This window comes from Pseudomonas sp. FP603 (genome assembly GCF_030687415.1).
GTDB classification, from domain to species: Bacteria; Pseudomonadota; Gammaproteobacteria; order Pseudomonadales; family Pseudomonadaceae; genus Aquipseudomonas; species Aquipseudomonas wuhanensis.
The window spans coordinates 4,932,878-4,954,414 of sequence record NZ_CP117431.1 but is presented as its reverse complement, the minus strand read 5'-3'; the positions used below and the strand labels follow the sequence as shown (position 1 = coordinate 4,954,414).

24 protein-coding genes are annotated in these 21,537 nt (G+C 60.0%); 9 read left to right on the top strand and 15 right to left on the bottom strand.

From position 1 onward, the window contains the following. Nucleotides 1–112 precede the first annotated feature (112 nt). From PSH65_RS22845 to PSH65_RS22835, 3 genes are all read left to right on the top strand, one after another. On the top strand, nucleotides 113–598 hold the full coding sequence (locus tag PSH65_RS22845; protein WP_305422509.1) for a GNAT family N-acetyltransferase: 486 nt from the start codon (nucleotides 113–115) through the stop codon (nucleotides 596–598). Nucleotides 599–741: 143 nt separating this feature from the next. Beyond that, nucleotides 742–2,154, top strand: a complete 1,413-nt coding sequence (locus PSH65_RS22840) for an aspartate aminotransferase family protein (RefSeq protein WP_305422507.1) — start codon at nucleotides 742–744, stop codon at nucleotides 2,152–2,154. 81 nt (nucleotides 2,155–2,235) lie between these two features. Beyond that, nucleotides 2,236–2,463 (top strand): MbtH family protein, encoded by a 228-nt coding sequence (locus tag PSH65_RS22835; protein ID WP_007934245.1) that lies wholly within the window; start codon nucleotides 2,236–2,238, stop codon nucleotides 2,461–2,463. A 247-nt stretch (nucleotides 2,464–2,710) separates the two neighbouring features. Here PSH65_RS22835 and PSH65_RS22830 read toward each other — a convergent pair whose 3' ends face one another. From PSH65_RS22830 to PSH65_RS22795, 8 genes are read right to left on the bottom strand one after another with little or no spacing between them, the layout of a single operon-like run. Beyond that, the gene (locus tag PSH65_RS22830; protein ID WP_305422505.1) at nucleotides 2,711–3,682 is read right to left on the bottom strand and encodes a metal ABC transporter solute-binding protein, Zn/Mn family; all 972 of its coding nucleotides are present in this window, start codon (nucleotides 3,680–3,682) and stop codon (nucleotides 2,711–2,713) included. Next, entirely contained in the window at nucleotides 3,683–4,582 is a 900-nt protein-coding gene (locus PSH65_RS22825) for a metal ABC transporter permease (RefSeq protein WP_007906536.1), read from the bottom strand. Further along, the gene (locus PSH65_RS22820; protein ID WP_305422504.1) at nucleotides 4,582–5,331 is read right to left on the bottom strand and encodes a metal ABC transporter ATP-binding protein; all 750 of its coding nucleotides are present in this window, start codon (nucleotides 5,329–5,331) and stop codon (nucleotides 4,582–4,584) included. The genes PSH65_RS22825 and PSH65_RS22820 overlap by 1 nt, the downstream gene beginning before the upstream one ends. Next, complete coding sequence (locus tag PSH65_RS22815) at nucleotides 5,328–6,257, bottom strand: metal ABC transporter substrate-binding protein (RefSeq protein ID WP_305422503.1); 930 nt, start codon at nucleotides 6,255–6,257, stop codon at nucleotides 5,328–5,330. The genes PSH65_RS22820 and PSH65_RS22815 overlap by 4 nt, the downstream gene beginning before the upstream one ends. A gap of 35 nt (nucleotides 6,258–6,292) precedes the next feature. Continuing rightward, nucleotides 6,293–6,868 carry a DUF6162 family protein gene (locus PSH65_RS22810; RefSeq protein ID WP_305427037.1) on the bottom strand — a complete coding sequence of 192 codons (576 nt, stop codon included), beginning with the start codon at nucleotides 6,866–6,868 and terminating at the stop codon, nucleotides 6,293–6,295. A gap of 8 nt (nucleotides 6,869–6,876) precedes the next feature. After that, the gene (locus PSH65_RS22805) at nucleotides 6,877–7,197 is read right to left on the bottom strand and encodes a hypothetical protein (RefSeq protein WP_305422502.1); all 321 of its coding nucleotides are present in this window, start codon (nucleotides 7,195–7,197) and stop codon (nucleotides 6,877–6,879) included. Then, nucleotides 7,194–7,736 carry a thiamine pyrophosphate-binding protein gene (locus PSH65_RS22800; protein WP_305422501.1) on the bottom strand — a complete coding sequence of 181 codons (543 nt, stop codon included), beginning with the start codon at nucleotides 7,734–7,736 and terminating at the stop codon, nucleotides 7,194–7,196. Before PSH65_RS22800 ends, PSH65_RS22805 begins: the two co-directional genes overlap by 4 nt. Continuing rightward, nucleotides 7,733–8,938 (bottom strand): PepSY domain-containing protein, encoded by a 1,206-nt coding sequence (locus PSH65_RS22795; protein ID WP_305422500.1) that lies wholly within the window; start codon nucleotides 8,936–8,938, stop codon nucleotides 7,733–7,735. The genes PSH65_RS22800 and PSH65_RS22795 overlap by 4 nt, the downstream gene beginning before the upstream one ends. Nucleotides 8,939–9,218: 280 nt before the next feature. Here PSH65_RS22795 and PSH65_RS22790 point away from each other — a divergent pair, with 280 nt between their 5' ends. Next, nucleotides 9,219–10,520, top strand: a complete 1,302-nt coding sequence (locus tag PSH65_RS22790) for a transposase (protein WP_305422499.1) — start codon at nucleotides 9,219–9,221, stop codon at nucleotides 10,518–10,520. 139 nt (nucleotides 10,521–10,659) lie between these two features. Here the strand turns inward: PSH65_RS22790 and PSH65_RS22785 are convergent, their stop codons facing one another. Continuing rightward, nucleotides 10,660–11,118 (bottom strand): VOC family protein, encoded by a 459-nt coding sequence (locus PSH65_RS22785; protein ID WP_305422498.1) that lies wholly within the window; start codon nucleotides 11,116–11,118, stop codon nucleotides 10,660–10,662. 122 nt (nucleotides 11,119–11,240) lie between these two features. Further along, nucleotides 11,241–11,690, bottom strand: coding sequence for a redox-sensitive transcriptional activator SoxR (gene soxR / locus PSH65_RS22780; protein WP_305422497.1), 450 nt, complete (start codon nucleotides 11,688–11,690; stop codon nucleotides 11,241–11,243). Nucleotides 11,691–11,784: 94 nt separating this feature from the next. Between soxR and PSH65_RS22775 the strand changes: the two genes are divergently transcribed. Continuing rightward, nucleotides 11,785–12,150, top strand: coding sequence for an antibiotic biosynthesis monooxygenase (locus PSH65_RS22775; protein ID WP_038982293.1), 366 nt, complete (start codon nucleotides 11,785–11,787; stop codon nucleotides 12,148–12,150). On the opposite strand, the gene PSH65_RS22770 is transcribed toward PSH65_RS22775, so the two are convergent. From PSH65_RS22770 to msuE, 4 genes are all read right to left on the bottom strand, one after another. Further along, nucleotides 12,147–13,250, bottom strand: a complete 1,104-nt coding sequence (locus PSH65_RS22770) for a sigma-54-dependent Fis family transcriptional regulator (protein WP_305422496.1) — start codon at nucleotides 13,248–13,250, stop codon at nucleotides 12,147–12,149. The genes PSH65_RS22775 and PSH65_RS22770 overlap by 4 nt on opposite strands. A 24-nt stretch (nucleotides 13,251–13,274) precedes the next feature. Further along, nucleotides 13,275–14,462, bottom strand: coding sequence for an acyl-CoA dehydrogenase family protein (locus PSH65_RS22765; RefSeq protein WP_305422495.1), 1,188 nt, complete (start codon nucleotides 14,460–14,462; stop codon nucleotides 13,275–13,277). A gap of 70 nt (nucleotides 14,463–14,532) precedes the next feature. Next, nucleotides 14,533–15,678 (bottom strand): FMNH2-dependent alkanesulfonate monooxygenase, encoded by a 1,146-nt coding sequence (gene ssuD / locus PSH65_RS22760; RefSeq protein WP_038982296.1) that lies wholly within the window; start codon nucleotides 15,676–15,678, stop codon nucleotides 14,533–14,535. A gap of 10 nt (nucleotides 15,679–15,688) precedes the next feature. Then, entirely contained in the window at nucleotides 15,689–16,252 is a 564-nt protein-coding gene (gene msuE / locus PSH65_RS22755) for an FMN reductase (protein WP_008006482.1), read from the bottom strand. Between the two features lie 402 nt (nucleotides 16,253–16,654). Here msuE and PSH65_RS22750 point away from each other — a divergent pair, with 402 nt between their 5' ends. The 4 genes from PSH65_RS22750 (at nucleotide 16,655) to PSH65_RS22735 (ending at nucleotide 20,876) form a co-directional block, all read left to right on the top strand. Then, nucleotides 16,655–16,924, top strand: coding sequence for a hypothetical protein (locus tag PSH65_RS22750; RefSeq protein WP_305422492.1), 270 nt, complete (start codon nucleotides 16,655–16,657; stop codon nucleotides 16,922–16,924). Nucleotides 16,925–17,025: 101 nt separating this feature from the next. Next, on the top strand, nucleotides 17,026–17,640 hold the full coding sequence (locus PSH65_RS22745; RefSeq protein WP_305422491.1) for a LysE family translocator: 615 nt from the start codon (nucleotides 17,026–17,028) through the stop codon (nucleotides 17,638–17,640). 205 nt (nucleotides 17,641–17,845) lie between these two features. Continuing rightward, entirely contained in the window at nucleotides 17,846–19,012 is a 1,167-nt protein-coding gene (locus tag PSH65_RS22740) for a cysteine desulfurase family protein (RefSeq protein ID WP_305422490.1), read from the top strand. A 55-nt stretch (nucleotides 19,013–19,067) separates the two neighbouring features. After that, nucleotides 19,068–20,876, top strand: a complete 1,809-nt coding sequence (locus PSH65_RS22735; RefSeq protein ID WP_305422489.1) for an aminopeptidase P family protein — start codon at nucleotides 19,068–19,070, stop codon at nucleotides 20,874–20,876. A 46-nt stretch (nucleotides 20,877–20,922) separates the two neighbouring features. Here the strand turns inward: PSH65_RS22735 and PSH65_RS22730 are convergent, their stop codons facing one another. Then, nucleotides 20,923–21,519: a 2-hydroxychromene-2-carboxylate isomerase gene (locus PSH65_RS22730; protein ID WP_305422488.1), complete on the bottom strand. Its 597-nt coding sequence runs from the start codon at nucleotides 21,517–21,519 to the stop codon at nucleotides 20,923–20,925. Between the last annotated feature and the right edge of the window lie 18 nt (nucleotides 21,520–21,537).

Sequence of the window (21,537 nt, the reverse complement as noted above, 5' to 3'; positions counted from 1 at the left end):
CACATTTGTTCTGTGTTGCACACCAAATGTAACGTCTCGCCATTAGCCATCCGGTCCCCTCGGCGTTATCGTCCCCGGCAGCTTTGACTCAATGGATTGAGGTAACAGCGCCATGGATGCATCGATACACATCTGCAAGGCAACGCCCGCCGATGCCGGCATCATCAGCCGGATCGTCGAGCGTTCCATTCGCGTCGGCTGCGCGCTCGACCACCGCAACGATCCGCGAACCGTCGCCACCTGGACTCACAACAAAACCATCGAACACGTGCAGCCCTGGCTGACCGACCCACGGTTGTACCTGAACATCGCCCTGTTGCAGGACAAACCGATCGGCGCCGCCTTGGCGGCGATCAGCGGCAAAGTCGCGTTCTGTTATGTGCAACCGGAATGGTTTCGTCGAGGCGCCGGACAAGCGCTGATGCAGGACCTCGAGACGTGGTTGATCGCTCTGGGTTTGCCTCAGGCGCGGCTCAATAGCACCCGTACCGGCGAGGCGTTTTACCACCGTCTGGGTTACCGGGCTTGCGCTGAAACTTTCACCGTGGCGGGACTCCATGCCATTCCCATGCACAAGGCGCTGTCGCCACCTTCATAGAAAGCTGATCGAGGGTCTAAATCCTTGAGGTCCTGATGCGTTTCCAGAACAGGAAAACCTGCAAGTGCGCCCCGTGACCGGAACGCGCACCTGCCCGGTGTGCAGTTTTGGTCACTATCAACAGCGTATTGAGGGATCGAGAGATGTCAGTCGCTACCAGCCTTATCGAAGATCAGCCGGCCCGGATCGTCTCGGCGCCTGCCGAGACGCTTTATCAGTTCAACGAATCGCCGCTGCTGGCCCGTCAGAGCCGGCAGGAGTCGAATGCTCGCAGCTACCCGCGGCGTATTCCCCTGGCACTCAAGCGTGCCAAGGGCATTTATGTCGAGGACGTCGAAGGCCGCTGTTTCATCGATTGCCTGGCCGGTGCGGGGACGCTGGCCCTGGGGCACAACCATCCGGTGGTGATCGAAGCGATCCAGCAAGTACTGACCGATGAACTGCCGCTGCACACACTTGACCTGACCACGCCGGTCAAGGATCAGTTTGTTCAGGACCTGTTCGGTTTGCTGCCACAGGCATTGGCCGCTGAAGCGAAGATCCAGTTCTGTGGCCCCACCGGTACCGATGCGGTGGAAGCCGCTCTGAAACTGGTGCGCACCGCCACCGGGCGCAGCACGGTTTTGTCGTTCCAGGGCGGTTACCACGGCATGAGCCAGGGCGCGCTGAGCCTGATGGGCAGTCTGGGGCCGAAAAAGCCGTTGGGTGCCTTGCTCAGTAGTGGCGTGCAGTTCATGCCGTATCCCTACGATTACCGTTGCCCGTTCGGGCTCGGCGGCGCGCAGGGGGTGCAGGTCAATCTGAATTACCTGGAAAACCTGCTGAATGATCCAGAGGCCGGCGTGCAACTGCCTGCTGCGGTGATCGTCGAAGCGGTGCAGGGCGAGGGCGGGGTGATTCCGGCTGATCTCGATTGGCTGCGCGGCTTGCGACGCATCACCGAAAAGGCCGGCGTAGCGCTGATCGTCGATGAAATCCAGAGCGGTTTTGCCCGCACCGGCAAGATGTTCGCCTTCGAGCACGCCGGGATCATTCCGGACGTGGTGGTAATGTCCAAAGCCATCGGCGGCAGCCTGCCGCTGGCGGTGGTGGTCTATCGCGACTGGCTCGACACCTGGCTGCCGGGCGCCCATGCCGGGACTTTCCGCGGTAATCAGATGGCCATGGCCGCAGGCTCTGCAGTGATGCGCTACCTGACAGAGCACAAGGTTTGCGAGCATGCCGCCGTCATGGGCGAACGCTTGAGTGAACACTTGCACATCCTGCAACGGGACTTCCCGCAACTGGGCGACATTCGCGGACGCGGCTTGATGCTGGGCGTCGAACTGGTCGACCCGACCGGCGCGCCGGACGCTCAGGGCCATCCACCGATATTCGCTCGTCTGGCGCCGCTGGTGCAGCGCGAATGCCTCAAGCGTGGGTTGATCCTTGAGCTGGGCGGGCGTCACGGCGGTGTCGTGCGTTTCCTGCCGCCGCTGGTGATCACTGCCACAGAAATCGATCGGGTGGCCGAGATTTTCGGCAGAGCCATGGCCGCCGCCACCGCCAGCCTCTAAATTTTTTGAGGCCTTGAACGTTCCTTCTACATAACGGCTGCGCACGGCGTGCAGCCCACCCTACAGCGATGGAGAGACAGCATGACGTCAGTATTCGACCGCGAGGACATCCTCTTTCAGGTCGTGGTCAACCACGAAGAGCAATACTCGATCTGGCCCGACTACAAAGCCGTGCCACAAGGCTGGCGCACCGTGGGCAAGAGTGGCCTGAAAAAGGAATGCCTGGCCTACATCGAAGAGGTCTGGACCGACATGCGTCCGCTGAGCCTGCGCCAGAAAATGGAAGAGCAGGCGGCCGTGGCTCACTGAGCTGTCAAGTGAGACGCGGAGCGTCTCTGGCTGCATTCCCACGCAGAGCTTGGGAACGAAAGCCCGCTGACCGGTGACGGTCAGCGGGCTTTTTCAGGCCTGGAGGTTTATGTCGCCTGTCAGACCGTCATCGCGGGCAAGCCCGCTCCCACAGTGGATTGGTGTTGTTGCATAAATAGAGTGAACACCACAAATCCCTGTGGGAGCGGGCTTGCCCGCGATGAACGATTACACGGTTCAACTGACGTTACACCCCGCTCAACCCCTTGATCACCAAATCCACATTCCCTTCCAATTCGGCCACTGGATCTGCCGCATCGACAGTTAACACCACCAACCGACTGCCAGCCTCGGCAATCAGCGCTTTCACCGCGTCCGACGGCTGGCGATGATGCAGCACCACCGCTACGTCATTGTCCTTGAGCGTTGCGCCCAATTGCTTGAGCGCCTCAGGTGTCCACTCGGCATCCGGCCGTGCATCGAGGCCGATCAGCTCCAGGTTGAGGCCGCCGATCAGGTAACCGAAATGATCGCTCAAGCTCATCACACTCAGGTTGTCGGCACTGGCCAGTCGTGACTCGCTGTCGGCGCTGAGCTTGAGCAAGCGTTGTTTGAGCGCTGCCAGATTGGCGTCGATCTTAGGCTTGGCCGCTGGCGCCAGGCGCACCAGGTCTGCCGCCATGACATCCGCCATCCGGCCCATGTTGTTGCTGGCCAACCAAGGCTGACTGTTCAAGCCATCGACCTTGCTGCCAGGCTGCACGGCGATGCCAGGCAGGGCGCCGTCCACCGGGCGGGCGGCGTCGATTTCAATGATGCGGATATTGCTGCGGCGGGCGTTCGGGTACAGCGGATCGTCCGGCCATAGCGAGCGCAGGCCGATGACCGCATCGGCATCGATTGCCAGCTTACTGAGCGCCGGAGCGCCTCGACCGGTGAAATAAGCGGTCTGTCGGCTGCCGGGCAGATTGGCCGGCGCGGCGCGCTCAAGGCTGATATCGGTGCCCTCCAGTAGCAGGGCACCCAGACCGTAGGTCACAGGCAACGCCGCCAGAACCAGCACTTTGTGAGTTGAAGTCGAGGCGAAGAGCGCGGTGTTACCCACACCGTGATTGGCCACCAGGCGCATCGGTTCGAAGGCGTCGGTGGCGAATGCGTTGAACGAGGCAGGCCCACACAAGGTCACCGCCAGGGTTAATTGACGCAGAGAAGAAGACATTTATCCGAGGTTCCCTTTCAGACTTGGAACGATGCCGCGAGCAATCGCGGCCAGAGCGAAGGCGATACCGGCCACCAGAATGATCGCGGCACCGGACGGGATAGGCAGGTCAAAGACAATCGGCGCGAGAATTCCGCACAGCGTGCTCACCGTGGCGATCAGCACCGAACACCAGAAGAAACCCTTCAGCGACTGGCTGAGCAAGCGCGCGGCCGCCGCTGGAATCACCAACAGGGCACCGACCAGAATCGCGCCGATGACTTTCACTGCCGCCACCGTGATCAGGGTTACCAGGATCACGAACAAGTAATCCAGGGTCTTCACCGCCACACCGCGTACCGCCGCCAGTTGCGGGTTGAAACTGGCGAGCATGATGCGGTTGTACAACGGCAGGGCCAGCGCCATCACCAGCGAACCGACGATGGCCAACACCAGCAGGTCGTTGCCGTTGACCGTCAGCACCGAACCGAACAGCACGTTTTCCAGAATGTGCACGTTGATCTTGCCCGCCAGAATCAACAACAGGCTGGCGCCCAAGGCCAACGACACGGAAAGGAACACACCGATCAACGTGTCCGGCGCCAGCCCCGTGCGATTACGCAGATAGTTGAGCAGAATGCCGAACAGCAGGCAGTAACCGAACAGGCTGCCATAAGGCCCGGTGTAGGGTTCACCGAGCAGAATGCCGATGGCCACACCGGTCAGCGCCGCGTGGCCCACGGCTTCGGAGAAAAACGCGAAACGCTTGACCACCACCAGCGTACCCAAGCCGCCCAATACCGGGCCGATCAACAGCCCGGCGAGCAGCGCGTTGACCACAAATCCATAAGCCAGCGCTTCTGGCAGGTAACCGGACGAGGCCCAACCCTGGACCATCAAACGAAAGGCTTCGTAACTCATCAGGCAGCGCTCCGGGGATGGGTCGAGAACAGGGTCAGCAGTCGCTCCGGGGTCAGTGCCTGTTTCGGCGTGGCATCGAACAGCACCCGGCGATTGAGCCCGGTGACCCGGTCCGCCAGTCGCCCGACCGCTTCCAGATCATGCTCGATCCACAGCACGGTAATGCCGCTTTGGCGCCAGTCGCCCAGTAGCCGTTCGAACACCTGAATGCCGGCCTCATCGAGGGCCGACATCGGTTCGTCGAGCACCAGCAACTGTGGCGCCGGAATCAGTCCTTGGGCCAACAAAACGCGCTGGCGCTCACCGCCGGACAACGCGCCCATACGCCGCTTGCGTTTGTCCTGCATACCGACCCGTTCCAGCGCTTCGCCGATGGCCACCGCGTAATGTTTGCTCAACCCGAGGAACGCCGGGCGCCGCTGGCACATGGCGGCCATGAAGTCATCGACAGTCATCGGTAAACCGCGATCGAATTCCAGGGCCTGAGGCACGTAGCCGATGGTCCCCGGATCGCCAGGCCATTGCAGGCTGAGGCGGCCTTGATGCGGCATTTGCCCCAGCAGGGTCTTGATCAGCGAACTCTTGCCGCCACCGTTGGGGCCGACCAGTGCATGCACGCTGCCGGGCTGGACTTGAAAGCTCACCTTGTCGAGGATCGTTGTCCGGCCCAGCGTCAGGCTGACTTCGGCGAAATCCAGCGTCGGCCCCGAAACCACAGGGGATTCAGTGATGGTTTCTTTAGCCGTCATGCGCCTGACTCCTGAATCGCCCGGACGACAGTGTTGAGGTTGCCGGTCATTTCTTTTTCGTACTTGTCGGCGGTGTATTCGCCATAGGAAATGTGCGACAGCGGGTACAGCTTCACCCCGGATTCACGCTGGATGGTCTCGACGTAGGTGGATGGGAAATCCACCTCCGAGAAGATCACTTTCACGTCCAGCTCCCGCAGTTGATCGATGGTCTTTTTCAGCTGGCTGGGGCTCGGTTCGATGCCGTGGGCCGGCTCGACCACGGCGGTCACTTCCAGGCCAAACTCGCGCAGCAAATAGTCGTAGGCGGCATGGACGGTGGCCACGCGCAACTCGGCGTTCGGCGCCTGGGTCAGTTTTGCCAGGGCGTCGGCGCGCATCTGCCGCAGGCGTTTGCCGTAGGCGCGGGCGTTCTGGGTGTAGGTTTTGGCGTTGGTCGGGTCGAGCTTGCCCAGTTCCCGGGCGATGTTGTTGACCTGGGCAATGGAAGCGCTGATCGACAGGAATGTGTGCGGATTGACCACCTTGCCGGCACCCCGGGCAGCGACGCCGGTGGCGGCCAGCAGGGGCACGTTTTCGTTGGCTTCGATCACCTTGATGTTCGGGGTTTCGCTGGCGGCGATCATGCGGTCGGCGAAGTCGTCATGGCCCACGCCGTTGAGCACGACCACGTCCAGCCCGCCGATGCGTTTGATGTCCTCGGCCCGAGGTTCGTAGGCATGAGGGTTGAAACCGGCCGGGATCAGCGGCACCACTTCGGCCTTGTCACCAACGATGTTGGCCACGTAACTGTAATAAGGATGCAAGGTGATGCCGATGCGCAGGCGCTTGGCTTCATCGGCACTGGCCAAAGGTGTCAGCAAACAGGCAAACAGGCCGACCAGCAGCAGGCGAAAAAAGCAATGACGTTGAGATGAACTGGGCATGGGAAAGCGGTCTTCTCTCGGGTGAAGGCGAGGATTCAATGCCGATGCTGGCGGGTGACCCCAGCATCGAATTGCGCGACGATCTGCTGCCAGCCGGCGCCGTTGAGCGCCGCGTCGGTGAGATCGTTCGGGACGGGGAGGGCGCTGCCGCGGTTGAGCCAGATGTCTGGCGCGGAGTCGTCTTCAGCGGTCAAACGCATCAAAAACGAGCCGGCGACGGTTGGGGTCTGGCTCTGGCCGAAGTACGCCTTGGCGTCCAGCAACTGCCACGCATGGCCGCCGCGGCTGACAGAACTGGCGTCCTGGGCAAACGGCGCAAAGCCTTCATCGGCGAGGGTGGTGGGTGTGGGCAACGCTTGCTGTTCCTGACGCAACAGATGAATTTCATCCAGCGTGACCCGCAGGTCGGCGTAGATACCTTGCTCGGATGCGCTCAGATCACGACGGGCGTCCAGCTGATGGCTGCCCACGATGCTCACTTCCTGAGCCTCACCACGCCAGGCGACCACCGAGCCGGCAACCGCCAGGATCATCAGGCACAACAGCAATACATAGAGGGTTTCGTGGCCGGCACCGGCCGGGCGAACAACTTGGGTGGTGGGCGACGTCATACTCACGTTCAGGGCGCCTCGATGTCGGCTTGGTCGATCTCGACGACATGGCCGGGACCGGCGTCGAACAGCACGTAGAACTCAGCGCCGGGCTTCTTGAACGTCAGGGTCGAATCGCTGCCGAGCTTGCCAGGCACCAGGATGGTTTCGTCGTAGCCGATTACGTCCAGGGTTACACCTGGTGCGCCGCTGCCGTCGGAAAAACCGCCGGTGCATTGAATCTGTTCGGCGTCGATGGCCTTGCATTCGCACATCGGGTTATGGGCCAGGGCGCTGGTGCTGAAGGCTGCGCAGCACATCAATAGAACGGGGCGAAAAGCGTTGATCATGGTTTGCCTCCTTGTTTGTTCAGCCATGCGAGGGTGGCCGGGGACGCCTGGCTCAGGGGGATGGATGCTTGATGCATGGCACCGTCCCAGCCTTCCATGGTGATCCACAGTTCGGCATCGGCTTTGGTCTTCTCAGGCACTAGCAGCATCGCGCCCATGCGGTACGGCGTACCGAAGAAAATCGCCCCGGCCGCGCGCAGGCTGCGAGGTTTGCCGATGCGCAGGTAAGTCGCCTTGACCTGATCGCGACAGCGCTCGCACAGCGCTGCGTTAAAGCCTTTCATGTAGCCGGCGGGGCCGGTCAGCCGCGGCGCTTCGTTGCGCAGTTCGGCCAGTTGCAGGCTCCAGGGGCCGACCTGGATTTCGCCGATCTCCCGTTCTCCCAGTCCGCTGTCGCCGCGAAACAGCGAGGCGTCGGCAAAGTATTTGGGCATGAAGCCCAGAGGGATCAGCAGCAAGAAAATGTTGATGTGAAAGCGCCATTTGCGCCAGAGCAGGCTCGCCCGGGAAGGCTGCGGTGCAGTGATCGTCTTGCTCACAGGTTGCCCTCCGGAGTCTGTTGGTTCATGACCGTTTGCGGTCTCGACACCGGGCGCGGGGCCTTGTTGCTGCGCTTGAACGCATTGGCGGTGGCCAGGGCGGTGCGTTTGGTCCAGATCAGCAACCCGCTGAGCACCATCATGCTCAGCAGCAAACCGAAGAAAAACCAGATCAGCTTGATCCAGATCCCGCCAAAATCACCGGTGTGCAATGGACGCATCGACTCGGTCACGAACTCCAGGCCGGTGCGATCGGTCAGCAACCGCGTGCTGGCAATATCGCCGTTGTACGGGTTGACCTCGGCCGTCTGGAACATCAGCGGATACCAGCTTCGACCGCCCACTGAGAGGTGGCTGTAGGCGTTGCTCGGCAGGGTGACAAAACTGGCGTCAAGTCCGGGGATTTGCTCCTGAGCGACCTTGATGGCCTGTTCCAGACTGATCATCGGAGCCGGTTTGCCGGTGCTGGTCAACGGCACGCTTTCGCGCGAGACGACCGACACCACCGGTTCTGTGGTAATCGAAATCTGGTTGTCGAACAGAATCGCCTTGATCAGGAACCAGACACCGGTGATTGAGATCACCGCGATGAACCAGATCGACCAGATGCCGCTGAGCCGGTGAAAGTCGCCCCAGAAAATCCGCGCGCCATGGCGAATGCGCAGGGTCGGTCGGAAGAAGCCTTTCCAGAACCGTTTGTAGACCACCAGCCCGGTCACCAGCGACGCCAGCATCGGTAGCGCGAGAAACGACACCAGATACCAGCCCCAGCTGTAGCCGTTGGTGAACGGCACTAGCCACCAGCCATGCAGTGCGCGGGTGAATGCCTTGAAGTTGAATGGTGGAGCGGTGCCCTGGATCACCCCGCTGTAGGGGTTCACATACACTGTCACCGAGCGTCCGTCCGGGTAACTGACGTCCACGTCGAGGGCGAAATGCGACTCGTCGGGGCGACTGATGCCCTCGACCAGCGTCTGGGGCTCGGCCTTTTTGATGGCGGCAATGATCTCGTCATAGTTGAGCCGCGGCGCATCGTCCGAAGGCGGGCTGGCACGCATTTGCGGGTTGGCCAGCCAGATGATTTCCTGACTGACCACCGCCAGCGTGCCGGTCACACAGACGATCAATACAAAGAACCAGATGGGCAGCGCCAGCCAGCTATGGACCAGAAACCAGAGTTTTGAACGGGATTTCTTCGACATGATTAACGGTCTTGTTTCGATGAGAGGACCACTGCTGCGGGCTTCCCAGCGTTGCGGTCCATGAAAAGTCCGGCCGTGGCTTTTGCCTGCGCGACCGACTGCATCTAAATAAGACGTATGAGCATCGAAAATCCCGAAAGGGGATATGAAAGTAAATGTTTCGTGTTTCTGCCCTGAGTGGGAGCAGTCAGCATTGATGTTGAATGTGATGGCCCCATCGCGGCATAGGTATCTACACATCTCCCGATCCTGGTCTATAAAGGGACGGCATGGATATCAAATGACCGGGCTAGATGCCCGACTGACAAAACGATACGACGAGTTAGTCATGGGACACAGTAATGGACTACCGGCGCTGGCCGCCGGGATGAAAGCCTTGCCGCGAAGCGACAAGGCTTTTGCACAGACGCAAGCCCTTTGGCGATTTTTGAGCAATGACCGGGTTCGGCCCGTTGACCTGGTTAAACCGCTGCTGGCGTTAGCCCACGAGGGTTGTCGAGATGACTGCGATGATTACGCGCTGGTCATGCATGATTGGTCTCGGCTCAATTACATGCACCACCACAGCAAGGCTGATCGCCTGCAAATGACCCACCGGGGCGACATCGGTTACGAGCTGCAAAGCAGCCTGCTCGTCACGGATCGTGACGGTGCACCGATCTGTACTCCTGCTCAGAATCTAGCGACCAGGGACGGCGTGCTCAGCACGCGAGCCGAAGAAGTGCTGGCCCCTGAGAAGCATCTGCATGAACTGACACAACGTATCACTTGGCTGGAACAGCAGAATTTTGCCAAGCCGCTTGTCCATATCGTGGATCGAGAGGCTGATTCGGTCGCTCACCTGAGGCAATGGCAGGCCGAAGGTCGGCAATGGCTGGTGCGAGTCAAGGCCGGTTCCACGGCCAGTCATGCAGGTCAATCGAGGGCCCTGAGTCAAATTGCTCGCGAGATGACCTACCGCAAAACTCGCAAGGTGGACTACAAAGGAAAACCGGCCATTCAATGGGTGGGAGAAACCGCCGTCGTGCTGACTCGCCAAGCCCAGCCTTTCACCAAAGACAGGGCCGACCGCAAGACGCTGCGCAAGTCTGGTGAGCCGTTGCCGGCCCGGCTCGTCGTGAGCCGAATACTGGGAGCCGATGGTCACCTGCTGGCCGAATGGTATTTGCTGAGCAACCTTGAGCAAGAGGTCGCAGATGAACGATTGGCGCTCTGGTATTACTGGCGCTGGCGTATCGAGTCCTACTTCAAACTGCTTAAAGGGGGTGGGCATCAGCTGGAAAACTGGCAGCAAGAGAGCGGTGAAGCGGTGTTCAAACGGCTGTTGATCGCCAGTCAGGCATGTGCTGTCAGTTGGCGTCTGATGCGGGCTAAGGGGGAGTTTGCTGAGCAAACACGGGATTTTTTGGTCCGTCTGTCTGGTCGACAGATGAAGCGCTCGCAGCCGGTGACGGCTTCCGCGCTGCTGGCCGGTTTATACATGCTTTTGGCCATGTGCGAGACATTGGAGCAATACACGCCCCAGGAACTGGCGGGTTTTGCTAAAGAGGCCATCGGCTGGGTGGCCAGCCGAAGACTTTAGAGATGTGTAGATACCTATGCCCATCGCGGGCAAGCCCGCTCCCACAGGATTTGTGTGTTGAACACATTATCTGTGAACAACAGAGATCCCTGTGGGAGCGGGCTTGCCCGCGATGAGGCCGGATCAGGCACTGAAGATCTCAACCCTGCTTAAACATCTCCTTCGCCCGCTGTTCAATCTGCTCCTGAGTCAGATCCTCTTTACGCGTGGACAAAAACCACAGATGCCCATAAGGGTCCTTCAAAGTCCCCGAACGGTCGCCATAAAACTGATCCTTGACCTCGGACACCTGCGTGGCACCGGCATCGATTGCCTGTTTAAAGGACTTGTCTACATCGTTCACATACAGATGCAGCCCGACTGACGGCGAGTTGTCCGGGTTGCTCAATGGACCCTGGTCGCAGGGTGTGCCCAGCATGATCGGGCAGTCGCCGATACGCAGTTCGGCATGCCCGATGCCGCCATCGGGCATGGACAGGCGCATGACTTCGGTGGCGCCAAAGGCTTTCTTGTAGAAGTCGATAGCTTCGGCAGCTTTCTGAATGCCCAGATAAGGAGTGATGCTGTGATAACCCTCTGGAATAGGTTTTACGCTCATGACGGTTCTCCTTTTGTTATGGGGTTAAGGTGTTCCTTCGCCGATTTTCGGTCGAAATACTATAGGTCAGCCCCTTCCCCGCAACCGAGTGCCCGACGAGCAGCAGTGCCACTGTTCAGCGATCATGACAGCAACTGCGCCCCCGGCCCACGCTCCCCCAACACATCACCAAAGTTACGCAGCGGACACGCCTCCATCGACAAACATCCACACCCGATACACCCATTGAGCTTGTCCCGCAGCAGGGTCAGCTGATTGATCCGCTCATCCAGATCCCGGCTCCACTGCGCCGACAACACCTTCCAGTCTGCTGCTGTCGGCGCACGGTTGTCCGGCAGGGATTTCAACGCCTCGCCGATCTCCGCGAGCGGAATCCCCAGGCGCTGGGCCACTTTGATCAGCGCCACTCGGCGCAACACTTCCCGCGGATAACGCCGCTGATTGCCTTGATTGCGATTGCTTTTGATCAGGCCTTTGGATTCATAGAAATGCAGCGCCGTGACCGCCACACCACTGCGGGCGGCCACTTGGCCGACGGTCAGCTCTTTATGCAGGTTTTGCGAGGTGATCATTTAAAAGATGCCCCTTGACCTCTAGTTAGCTCGAGGTTTTACCCTGCAGGCCTTCGGATCGCAAGATCCGGCTTACAGTGAGTGGGGACTATTCATGCACGCGCCAGAGAAAAATCGCAGCTTCACCCAACTGATCGAATTCGAGATCGAACCCCGTCAGCAGGCCGCGCTGGTGTCGGCACTGTCGGCGCACACTGAACGTCTGGCCCAAGGCTACCCAGGTTTCTTGAGTGCCAACATCCAGGCCAGCGACGATGGCCGGCGGGTGCTCAACTACCTGCAATGGCAATCCCGCGAAGCCGGAGAAGCTGCCTTTCAGAGCTTCGAAAGCGGCGAGCAGGATTTCTGGCAGCTGATTCGCGCCCATCGGGCGAAAACCGTCACCTTCGGCTCATTTCAGGTGCTGCATAGCCTGGCGCTTAGCCACGACAACGCATTGCACTGCACGCTGATCGGCTAGATCGACAACTGCATCAATCGCTCACCCTGCAGGTTCTCCGTGGGTCGGCGTTTATTCACCGCCAATTCGCCGATCTTGATCAGCCGAGTGCGGGTTACGTTGCGGCTCAGCCCCAGCAGGGCAGCGGTGTGCACCTGGTTGTAATGGCTGAAGCGATAGGCTGCCCGCAACAGCGCATCTTCGACTTTCTCGTGCAGCGCGCCGGCCTGTTCCTCGAAGAGCTTTTGAAAGGCCCGATCGAGCAAGGCTTCCGGTGAGTCGTCGACGTTGGCGTGGTGGTCGTCCTGACGCTCGATGCGCATGTTCGACAAGCGCAAGTCATCGCGCTCGATCACACCATTGCGGCAGATCAACAGCGTGTGGTGAATGACGTTTTCCAGTTCGCGGATGTTGCCCGGCCAGCCGTAGCTGCGCAGTTTGTGTTCGGCCTCTTTGCTGATGGTGATGCTGCCGTAACCCAGGCGCTGGCTGTAGGCTTCGACGAAATGCCGGGTCAGCGGCAGGATGTCGCCGGGGCGCTCGCGCAATGGACTCAGTTCCAGACTGACCACGTCGAGGCGGTAATACAGGTCCTCGCGAAAGTGCCCGGCGTTGATGGCTTTCTCCAGTTGCACGTTGGTCGCCGCCAGCACGCGCACATCGATCGGAATGCTCTTGCGCGAACCCAGCCGCACCACTTCGCGCTCCTGCAACACCCGCAGCAATTTCACCTGAATCGCCATCGGCAGATCACCGATTTCGTCGAGGAACAAGGTGCCGCCATCGGCCTCTTCGAACCAGCCGGCCTTGGCACTCAGCGCGCCAGTGAAGGCACCTTTTTCATGGCCGAACAGCTCGGCCTCCACCAACGATTCGGAGAATGCGCCGCAATTCACCGCCACGAACGGCCGGTTGCGCCGGGCGCTGAGGTTGTGGATGTGCCGCGCCACCAGCTCCTTGCCGGTGCCGGTTTCGCCGATGATCAGCACGCTGGCCTCACTCGGCGCGACCTGCTGCAAGTGCGCGAGCAGGGCCTGGGATTTCGGGTCTTCGAACACCTGTGCCGTAGCGCGGATCGAGGTGGCCAACGCGGGTGAGGGCGGTAAGGTCAGCAGTTGCATGGGACAGGCTCCATGAGTGGAAGGCTATGAATAGAAGGTCGGGATCGGCAGGGACTGGTTCAGCGCCCAGTCACCCAGTTCATGGAGTTTGTAATCCACCGGATCGTGCAGGGTTTGCGTGCGCAGATTGCGCCAATGGCGGTCCAGTCGCAGTGAAGCGTGAGTCGAGCGGGCGCCGGTCACTTCGAACAAATGGCTACAGAGTTCCAGGCCATTGCGCGTCGCTGCGACCTTGGCGGTGGCGATGGCGGTGGCCAGATGACCGCGTTCCTCGGCGCTCAGGTTCGGTCCCTTGGCCCAGGCCTTGTCGAGCAACATGGCGGCTCGCTCCACCAGCAGTCGAACACCTTCCAGTGCCACCCAGAATTCGCCGTAATGGACGAGCACGTAAGGATCTTGCCGCACATCCGCAGCACTGGATTTGTGCCACGGACGGGTTTCAGTAAGGGTGTATTGCCGCGCCTCTTCGAATGCGCCCTCGGCAATGCCGAGGAACATGTGGGTGAACGTGAGCTGGGCAATCAAGGGACGCAGGCAGGCGAACGGTGTGCTCAACGGGCCGGGGTCGAGCAGCAGTTCCGACTCTTCGACCCGAACCCGTTCAAACGTGGCACTGCCGCTGTCGGTCTGGCGCTGACCCATGTTGTTCCAGTCGTTGTGCAGCGTGATACCGCTGCGCCCGCTGGGAATCGCGGCGATCAACAGCTTGCCGCCGGCACTTTCGTCGACGGCCGAGGCGATCAGCATTTCCGAGTCGCTGGCGCCGGAGCAGAAGCTCTTCTTGCCGGAAAACTCGCGCCAACTACCGAGGTTTTTCACCACGGTGCGTGTGTCCAGCGGGTTGAGGGCGTTGCCCCAGAACCAGTTCTTGCGCGCGGTTTGTTCAAACCACGGTTGCCATTGTTCGGGCCGGGCGAACAGGCGCACGGTGGCGAGCATCAGGTGATGAAAGCCGAAGACATGGGCGATTGAACTGTCGACCTTGGCGAACTCGCGCACGATGGTCAGGGTTTCGCTCCAGCTGGCGCCGAGGCCGCCGTATTGGACGGGAATGCTCAAAGCGAGCAGGCCGCTGTGGCGCAAGGCATCACGTTCGGTTTTCGGCGTACCGCCGCGTTCATCGCGCTCGACAGCGGTCAGGGCAAACTCGGCGGCCAGCTGGCGGGCGGTCTGCAAGGGGGACAACAGGGCGCTTAGCGGCTTGGCAGTCACGCGAGGTTCCTTTTTTCTGGCGACTGATCGTTCCCACGCAGAGCATGGGAACGATCAGTAGGGGAGGCTTTCAGGCCGTGGCTTTGGCCGGCAGCACATCATTGGCAATCATTTCGCCAAACGGCCCGGTGAGGTTGGTGACGCCACGTCCGGCCAGGCTGGCATACGGCTCGGGCAGCAGCGGGAACACCAGTTCGGCAAAGCGATAAGCCTCTTCGAGATGCGGGTAGCCGGAGAAGATGAAACTCTCGATCCCCAAGTCCGCGTACTCCTTGATCCGCGCCGCCACTTGCTGCGGGTCACCCACCAGCGCAGTCCCGGCACCGCCGCGCACCAGACCGACGCCGGCCCAGAGATTGGGCGAGATTTCCAGGTTATCGCGACGGCCGTCATGCAATGCGGCCATGCGCCGCTGGCCTTCGGAATCAAATCGCGAGAACGATTTTTGCGCGGCAGCAATGGTCTCGTCGCTGATGTGCTCAATGAGTTTGTCCGCAGCTTTCCAGGCCTCTTCGGCGGTTTCACGAACGATCACATGCAGGCGAATCCCGAACTTCACCGTGCGACCGTTTCGCGCCGCGCGCTCTCGAACATCGGCCAGTTTTTCGGCCACGGCGGCAGGTGGTTCGCCCCACGTCAGGTAAACGTCGACCTGCTCGGCGGCCAAGTCATGAGCCGCATCAGACGACCCACCGAAATACAGCGGCGGATAAGGTTTCTGCACCGGCGGATACAGCGCTTTGGCATTCTGCACCCGCAGGTGTTTGCCTTCGAAATCCACCGATTCGCCTTGCAGCACGCGGCGCCAGATCTTCAGGAATTCGTCGGTGACTTCGTAGCGTTCGCTGTGATCGAGAAAACTGCCGTCGCCACGGTTTTCATCCGGGTCGCCACCGGTCACCACATTGATCAGCAAGCGACCGCCGGACAGTCGATCCAGCGTCGCGGCCATCCGTGCCGAGACTGTCGGCGAGATGATTCCCGGACGGATAGCGACCAGATACCGCAGGCGCTCAGTCAGCGGCACCAGGGCCGAGGCAATCACCCACGAGTCTTCGCAGGAACGTCCAGTGGGAATCAGCACGCCGTGGTAACCCAGACTGTCGGCAGCCTGGGCCACTTGTTTCAAATAGTTGAGGGTTACCGGGCGCGCGCCCTGAGTGGTGCCCAGGTAATGGCCGTCGCCGTGGGTCGGCAGAAACCAGAAAACATCCATGAAGAGATCCTTAAGCGATTTTCAGCAGATTTTTGGGGTGTACGCCGAACAACGGCGCCGCGCGTTCTGCAGCAAGACGAATGCGGGCCTTCAAGGGCTCACTGGTTATTTGATAATTAGAGAAGTCGGCTTCGGTGGCATAGACGCCAATCGGCAAGGTCAGGGCCTGGAAGAAACTGAACAGCGGCCGCAACTGATGATCGAGCACCAGCGCGTGACGTTCGCTGCCACCGGTGGCGGCCAGCAACACCGGAGTGTCGATCAGTGCGTTGAGGTCGATCAGGTCGAACAGGTGCTTGAGCAGGCCTGGGTAGGAGCCGCGATAAACCGGCGCGGCAACGATCAGCAAGTCGGCGCTTTCGATCGCTTGCAACTCGGCTTCGATGTCGGCGCTCAGTTCCTGACGCGACAGCGCGGCGCCCAGTGGTCGGGCGATATCGCCCAGTTCGATCAGCTTGCTCTCGATCGGCAACTGCTCGGCCAGTTCGGCCAACAGCGCCTGGGTCAACACCAACGTACGAGACGGACGCCAGGTACCGCCGGAGAGGGCAACGACTTTCAATGGACGCGACATGATCAGTTCCTTTTTTAAACAGTTGCTCAGCGAACAGTGATGAGTCACCGGAGTTGAGCAAGAGCTGTACCAATCCTTAGGAGCCCCGTTTTCCGTGGCTTTCAGCGCGGTTGCTGGCAGGCGCTGTTCGATTTGACTGGCTGTTTGTTGATTGACTGTTGCCAGGCAAACAGTTGCGTGGGCAACAGTGCGTGAAGTGATGGAGTTGTTTATAAAGGCTCTCTGTTATTCCGTAAAAGACCATAAATTAATATTTATAGACCTTTTAGAAATATAAGGCTGACAACCACAGAGCCGTTTACCAAAGTCGATAGCGACTATCGAGAGCGTTGATTTCTGCCCTTCGAGCGGCACCGGTAGCCTGTGTTCATTGCCCCGAACCCAGATCACCGGACACCCGAAATGAAATCTCTATTCGCCACTTTCCTGTTGCTCGCCATCTCCGTTCTCGCCGGATGTGCCACCCATGTTTCACCGGAACTGCGGCCCTACACCGCCGAAGAAACCCGGGAACTGGCGCTGGAGGCCCTGAATCGTCGTGGCTTGTCCTTCGATGAGTACCATGCGAAGAAAGCCGAATTGCTCGGCCAGCCGCCAAAATCGTTCAGTTTCGACAAACACGGCGAGATGAACGCCGAACGCGCGGTACAGCTGCACGGTCGCCCAAGCTGAGCAACGACTGTACTGCTCGAACTTTCACGCAACTGTCCATGGGTTTCCCTCAAGGCGTGCGATAGGGTCAATACCTGACTGACCTTGATGGACTGCCACCCATGACACTCTCGCTCGACCTGCTGCTGGGCTTTGCCCTGTTTGCCCTTGTCACCTCGATCACTCCCGGTCCGAACAACACCATGTTGCTGGCCTCGGGCGTGAATTTCGGCTTTCACCGCACCATTCCCCATATGCTGGGCATCACTTGTGGCTTCTTCGTCCTGGTGGTCGCCGTCGGTTTCGGCCTGGGCACGGTGTTTCAAACCTATCCAATGCTTTACACGGTGTTGCGGTATGTCGGCGCGGCGTATTTGCTGTACCTGGCGTGGAAGATTGCTCATTCCGGTCCGGTAGCCGAGGGTGAACAGGGTGAGGGCAAGCCGATCAGTTATTTGGGTGCGGCAGCGTTTCAATGGGTCAACCCCAAGGCCTGGATCATGGCCATTGGAGCCATCAGCACCTACACGCCGATGCAGGGCTATTTCACCAATGTGATTGTGATTGCCGCGGTCTTCGCCTTGATTAATCTGCCAAGCGTCGGGGTGTGGGCCGGTTGCGGCACACTGTTGCGCAATGTGTTGCGCGATCGCCGCTGGTTGCGGCTGTTCAACTGGGGTATGGCCTTATTGTTGGTGGCTTCGCTGTATCCGTTATTGCTCGAAAGCTTTAGCTGACGCATTGCTTCATCCGGTGGCCCGATGCCTGTTAAGCTCGACTTCAGGAGCGTTCCTACGCACTTTTAAATGAAGTTGTTCTTCTTTAATGGCCTCCGATCAGGTATTGCTGTCGTTCTGAAAGTTCGGCGTCGCTCATGAGGCGGCGCTTTGAAACTTCCAGTGACGAGCTTCCTGATCCCGGAACACGCTCTGCGAGTCTTTTATGAATAAACGTCCGTTGTATTTCGACTACGCCGCCACCACGCCGGTGGATGAGCGGGTCATCAAGGTCATGGTCGAGTGTCTGGGTTTCACCGGTAACTTCGGCAATCCAGCGTCCAGTTCCCACGCCTTCGGCCAACAAGCCCGGCAATCGGTCGAGCAAGCACGGCGCCAGGTCGCCGAGTTGGTGGGCGCCCAGGCGGAACAGATCGTCTGGACCTCCGGTGCCACCGAATCCAACAACCTTGCCCTCAAGGGCGTGGCCCAGGCCCGCGGTGTATCCGGTGGCCACATCATCACCAGCCAGATCGAACACAAAGCGATTCTCGACACTGCAAAACAGTTGCAGGACGCAGGCGTTGCGGTGACGTATCTGGTGCCTGATGCCGAAGGCCTGATTACCCCGCAAGCGGTCAGCGAGGCGATGCGTGAGGACACCTTTCTGGTGTCGTTGATGCTGGTCAATAACGAACTGGGCACCATCAACGACATCCCGGCCATCGGCCAGTTGGTGCGTGATCGCGATGCGTTGTTTCACGTTGATGCGGCTCAGGGGGCGGGTAAAGTGGCAATCGATCTGGCCCTGTGGCCGGTGGATTTGATGTCATTCTCGGCGCACAAGGTCTACGGTCCCAAAGGCATCGGTGCACTGTATGTCGGTCCTCGTGCGCAGCAACGTCTGCAAGCGCAGATCCACGGCGGCGGTCATGAGGGCGGGTTGCGTTCCGGCACGCTGGCGACGCACCAGATTGCCGCCATGGGTGCAGCCTTCGCGTTGGCGGCCACCTCGTTCGATGAAGAAAAAGCCACCATCGCGCGTCTGCGTGAACGCTTGCTCGAACCTTTGCTGAGCATTCCCGGCGTGCGTCTCAATGGCAGCCCGACCCAGCGCATTCCCCATACCCTGAGCCTGACTTTCAACGAAGGCGAGTTCAGTTCCGTGGCGTTGAGCACCTCGATTGCGTTTTCCGCGACCTCTGCCTGTAATTCCGCCAGCAATGCGCCGTCCCATGTGCTGCTGGCCCTGGGGCATGACGCGCGCTCGGCCAGTCGCACCATTCGCTTGAGCCTGGGGCGTTTCACCACCGAGCAGGATATCGATCAAGCGGTACACCTGATTAAAGCAGCTTGCGCCAGTGCTCCGGCATTCTGGGCGACAGGTCCTTAAGCGCCGACTCCGATCGGCACCGAATAATAATGATGAGTGGTTAGCAGGAGACACGATGAGTACACAGCCTTTGACCAATGGATTGGTACCCCAGCGCCTGGCGCAAACCCGTGAGCTGATGAGCCGGGAGGGCATTCATGCTCTGCTGGTGCCGTCGGCCGACCCGCACCTGTCGGAATACCTGCCGGGCTATTGGCAGGGACGGCAGTGGCTGTCGGGTTTTCATGGCTCGGTGGGCACGCTGATCGTTACGCCGGATTTTGCCGGTGTCTGGGCCGACAGCCGTTATTGGGAACAAGCGAGCAAGGAGCTCAAGGGCAGCGGCATCGAACTGGTCAAGCTGCAACCGGGTCAACCCGGCCCGCTCGATTGGCTGGCCGAGCAAACTCCTGAAGGCGGTGTCGTTGCAGTCGATGGCGCAGTGATGGCCGTGGCATCCGCGCGTACTTTGAGCAGCAAACTCGAAGAGCGCGGCGCACGTCTGCGCACCGACATCGACCTGCTGGGTGAAGTCTGGAGTGATCGTCCGAGTCTGCCGAACGAGCCGATCTACCAGCACTTGCCGCCTCAGGCGACGGTCAGCCGTGGCGAAAAACTCGCCAAACTGCGTGAGGTGCTGAAAGAGCGCGGCGCCGACTGGCACTTCATCGCTACCCTCGATGACATCGCCTGGCTGTTCAACCTGCGCGGCGGCGATGTGTCGTTCAATCCGGTGTTCGTGTCCTTCGCCCTGATCAGCCAACAGCAGGCCACCTTGTTCGTGGCCCTGAGCAAAGTGAGCGCCGAACTGCGCGCCATTCTCGAACAGGACGGCGTGACCCTGCGCGATTACAGCGAAGTAACCTCCGCCTTACGCTCTGTGCCGAGCGGCGAGAGCCTGCAAGTCGATCCGGCGCGGGTCACGGCGGGTCTGCTGGATAACCTGGACAGCGGTGTGAAACTGCTCGAAGGCCTGAATCCAACTACCCTGGCCAAGTCGCAGAAAAGCCTGGCCGATGCCGAGCACATTCGTCGGGCCATGGAGCAGGACGGCGCGGCGCTGTGCGAATTCTTCGCCTGGCTGGAAGCGGCCTTGGGGCGTGAGCGCATCACCGAACTGACCATCGACGAACACCTGACCGCGGCGCGTACCCGGCGTCCGGATTATGTGTCGCTGAGCTTCAATACCATTGCCGCGTTTAACGCCAACGGTGCGATGCCGCATTACCACGCCACCGAAGAAGAACACGCGGTGATCGAGGGTGACGGCCTGTTGCTGATCGACTCCGGCGGCCAATACCTGGGCGGTACCACCGACATTACCCGAATGGTGCCAGTGGGTACGCCGACTGACGAGCAGAAGCGCGATTGCACCCGCGTGCTCAAAGGGGTAATTGCGCTCTCCCGTGCACAGTTCCCACGAGGCATTCTGTCGCCGTTGCTGGACGCTATTGCTCGGGCACCGATCTGGGCCGAAAGCGTCGACTACGGTCACGGCACCGGTCACGGCGTCGGCTACTTCCTCAATGTTCACGAAGGCCCGCAAGTGATCGCCTATCAGGCCGCGGCGGCACCGCAAACCGCGATGCAGCCGGGCATGATCACATCCATCGAACCGGGCACTTACCGTCCGGGTCGCTGGGGCGTGCGGATCGAGAACCTGGTGTTGAATCGCGAAGCGGGCAAGAGCGAATTCGGTGAGTTCCTGAAATTCGAAACCCTGACCTTGTGCCCGATCGACACCCGTTGCCTGGAACCGTCGCTGCTGACCGAAGATGAAAAGCAGTGGTTCAATGGCTATCACGCTGAGGTGCGTGAACGCTTGAGTCCGTTGCTCGATGGCGCGGCCCTTGAGTGGTTGATCGCACGAACCGCGGCTATTTAATCGGCTTGAGTTCAGGCGCTGTTTCCAGCGCCTGATTCATGTCTGGCTATTGCGCGCGCAGGGCTTCAAGGACGAAGTCCAGCCGATCCTGTCCGAAGAACAGTTGACTCCCGACAAACATGCTCGGTGCGCCGAATACACCGCGTTGCACCGCTTCCTCGGTGTTTTCCTTGAGCGCGGCTTTGACGTTCTCATCGGCGGTCAGCGCCAGCACATCATTCGGGTCGAAACCGTTTTGCGTCAATACGGCGGCAACGGTCGCTGGATCATCGAGACTGCGTCCTTCAACCCAAAGCGCGTGAAACAGGCAATCGATAAACGCCTGAAAGCGTTCGGAATGGCGCAGTTGCATCCCTGTGACAGCACGCATCAGCATTAGGGTGTTGATCGGGAAATTCGGGTTGAACTTCAGCGGTACGCCATAGCGTTTGGCATAGCGGTCCAGGTCCTGGAACATGTAGCGACCCTTGGCCGGTACGGTGATGGGGGAAGCATTGCCAGTAGCTTTGAAGACGCCACCCAGCAGCATCGGTCTGTAGATCAGCTGACTATCGGTCTGTTTGCAGATCTTCGGCAGTTGAGTATAGGCCAGGTAAGTGGCGGGGCTGCCGAGGTCGAAAAAGAACTCCACGGTTTTGCTCATGGTCGATGTGCTCTTCTT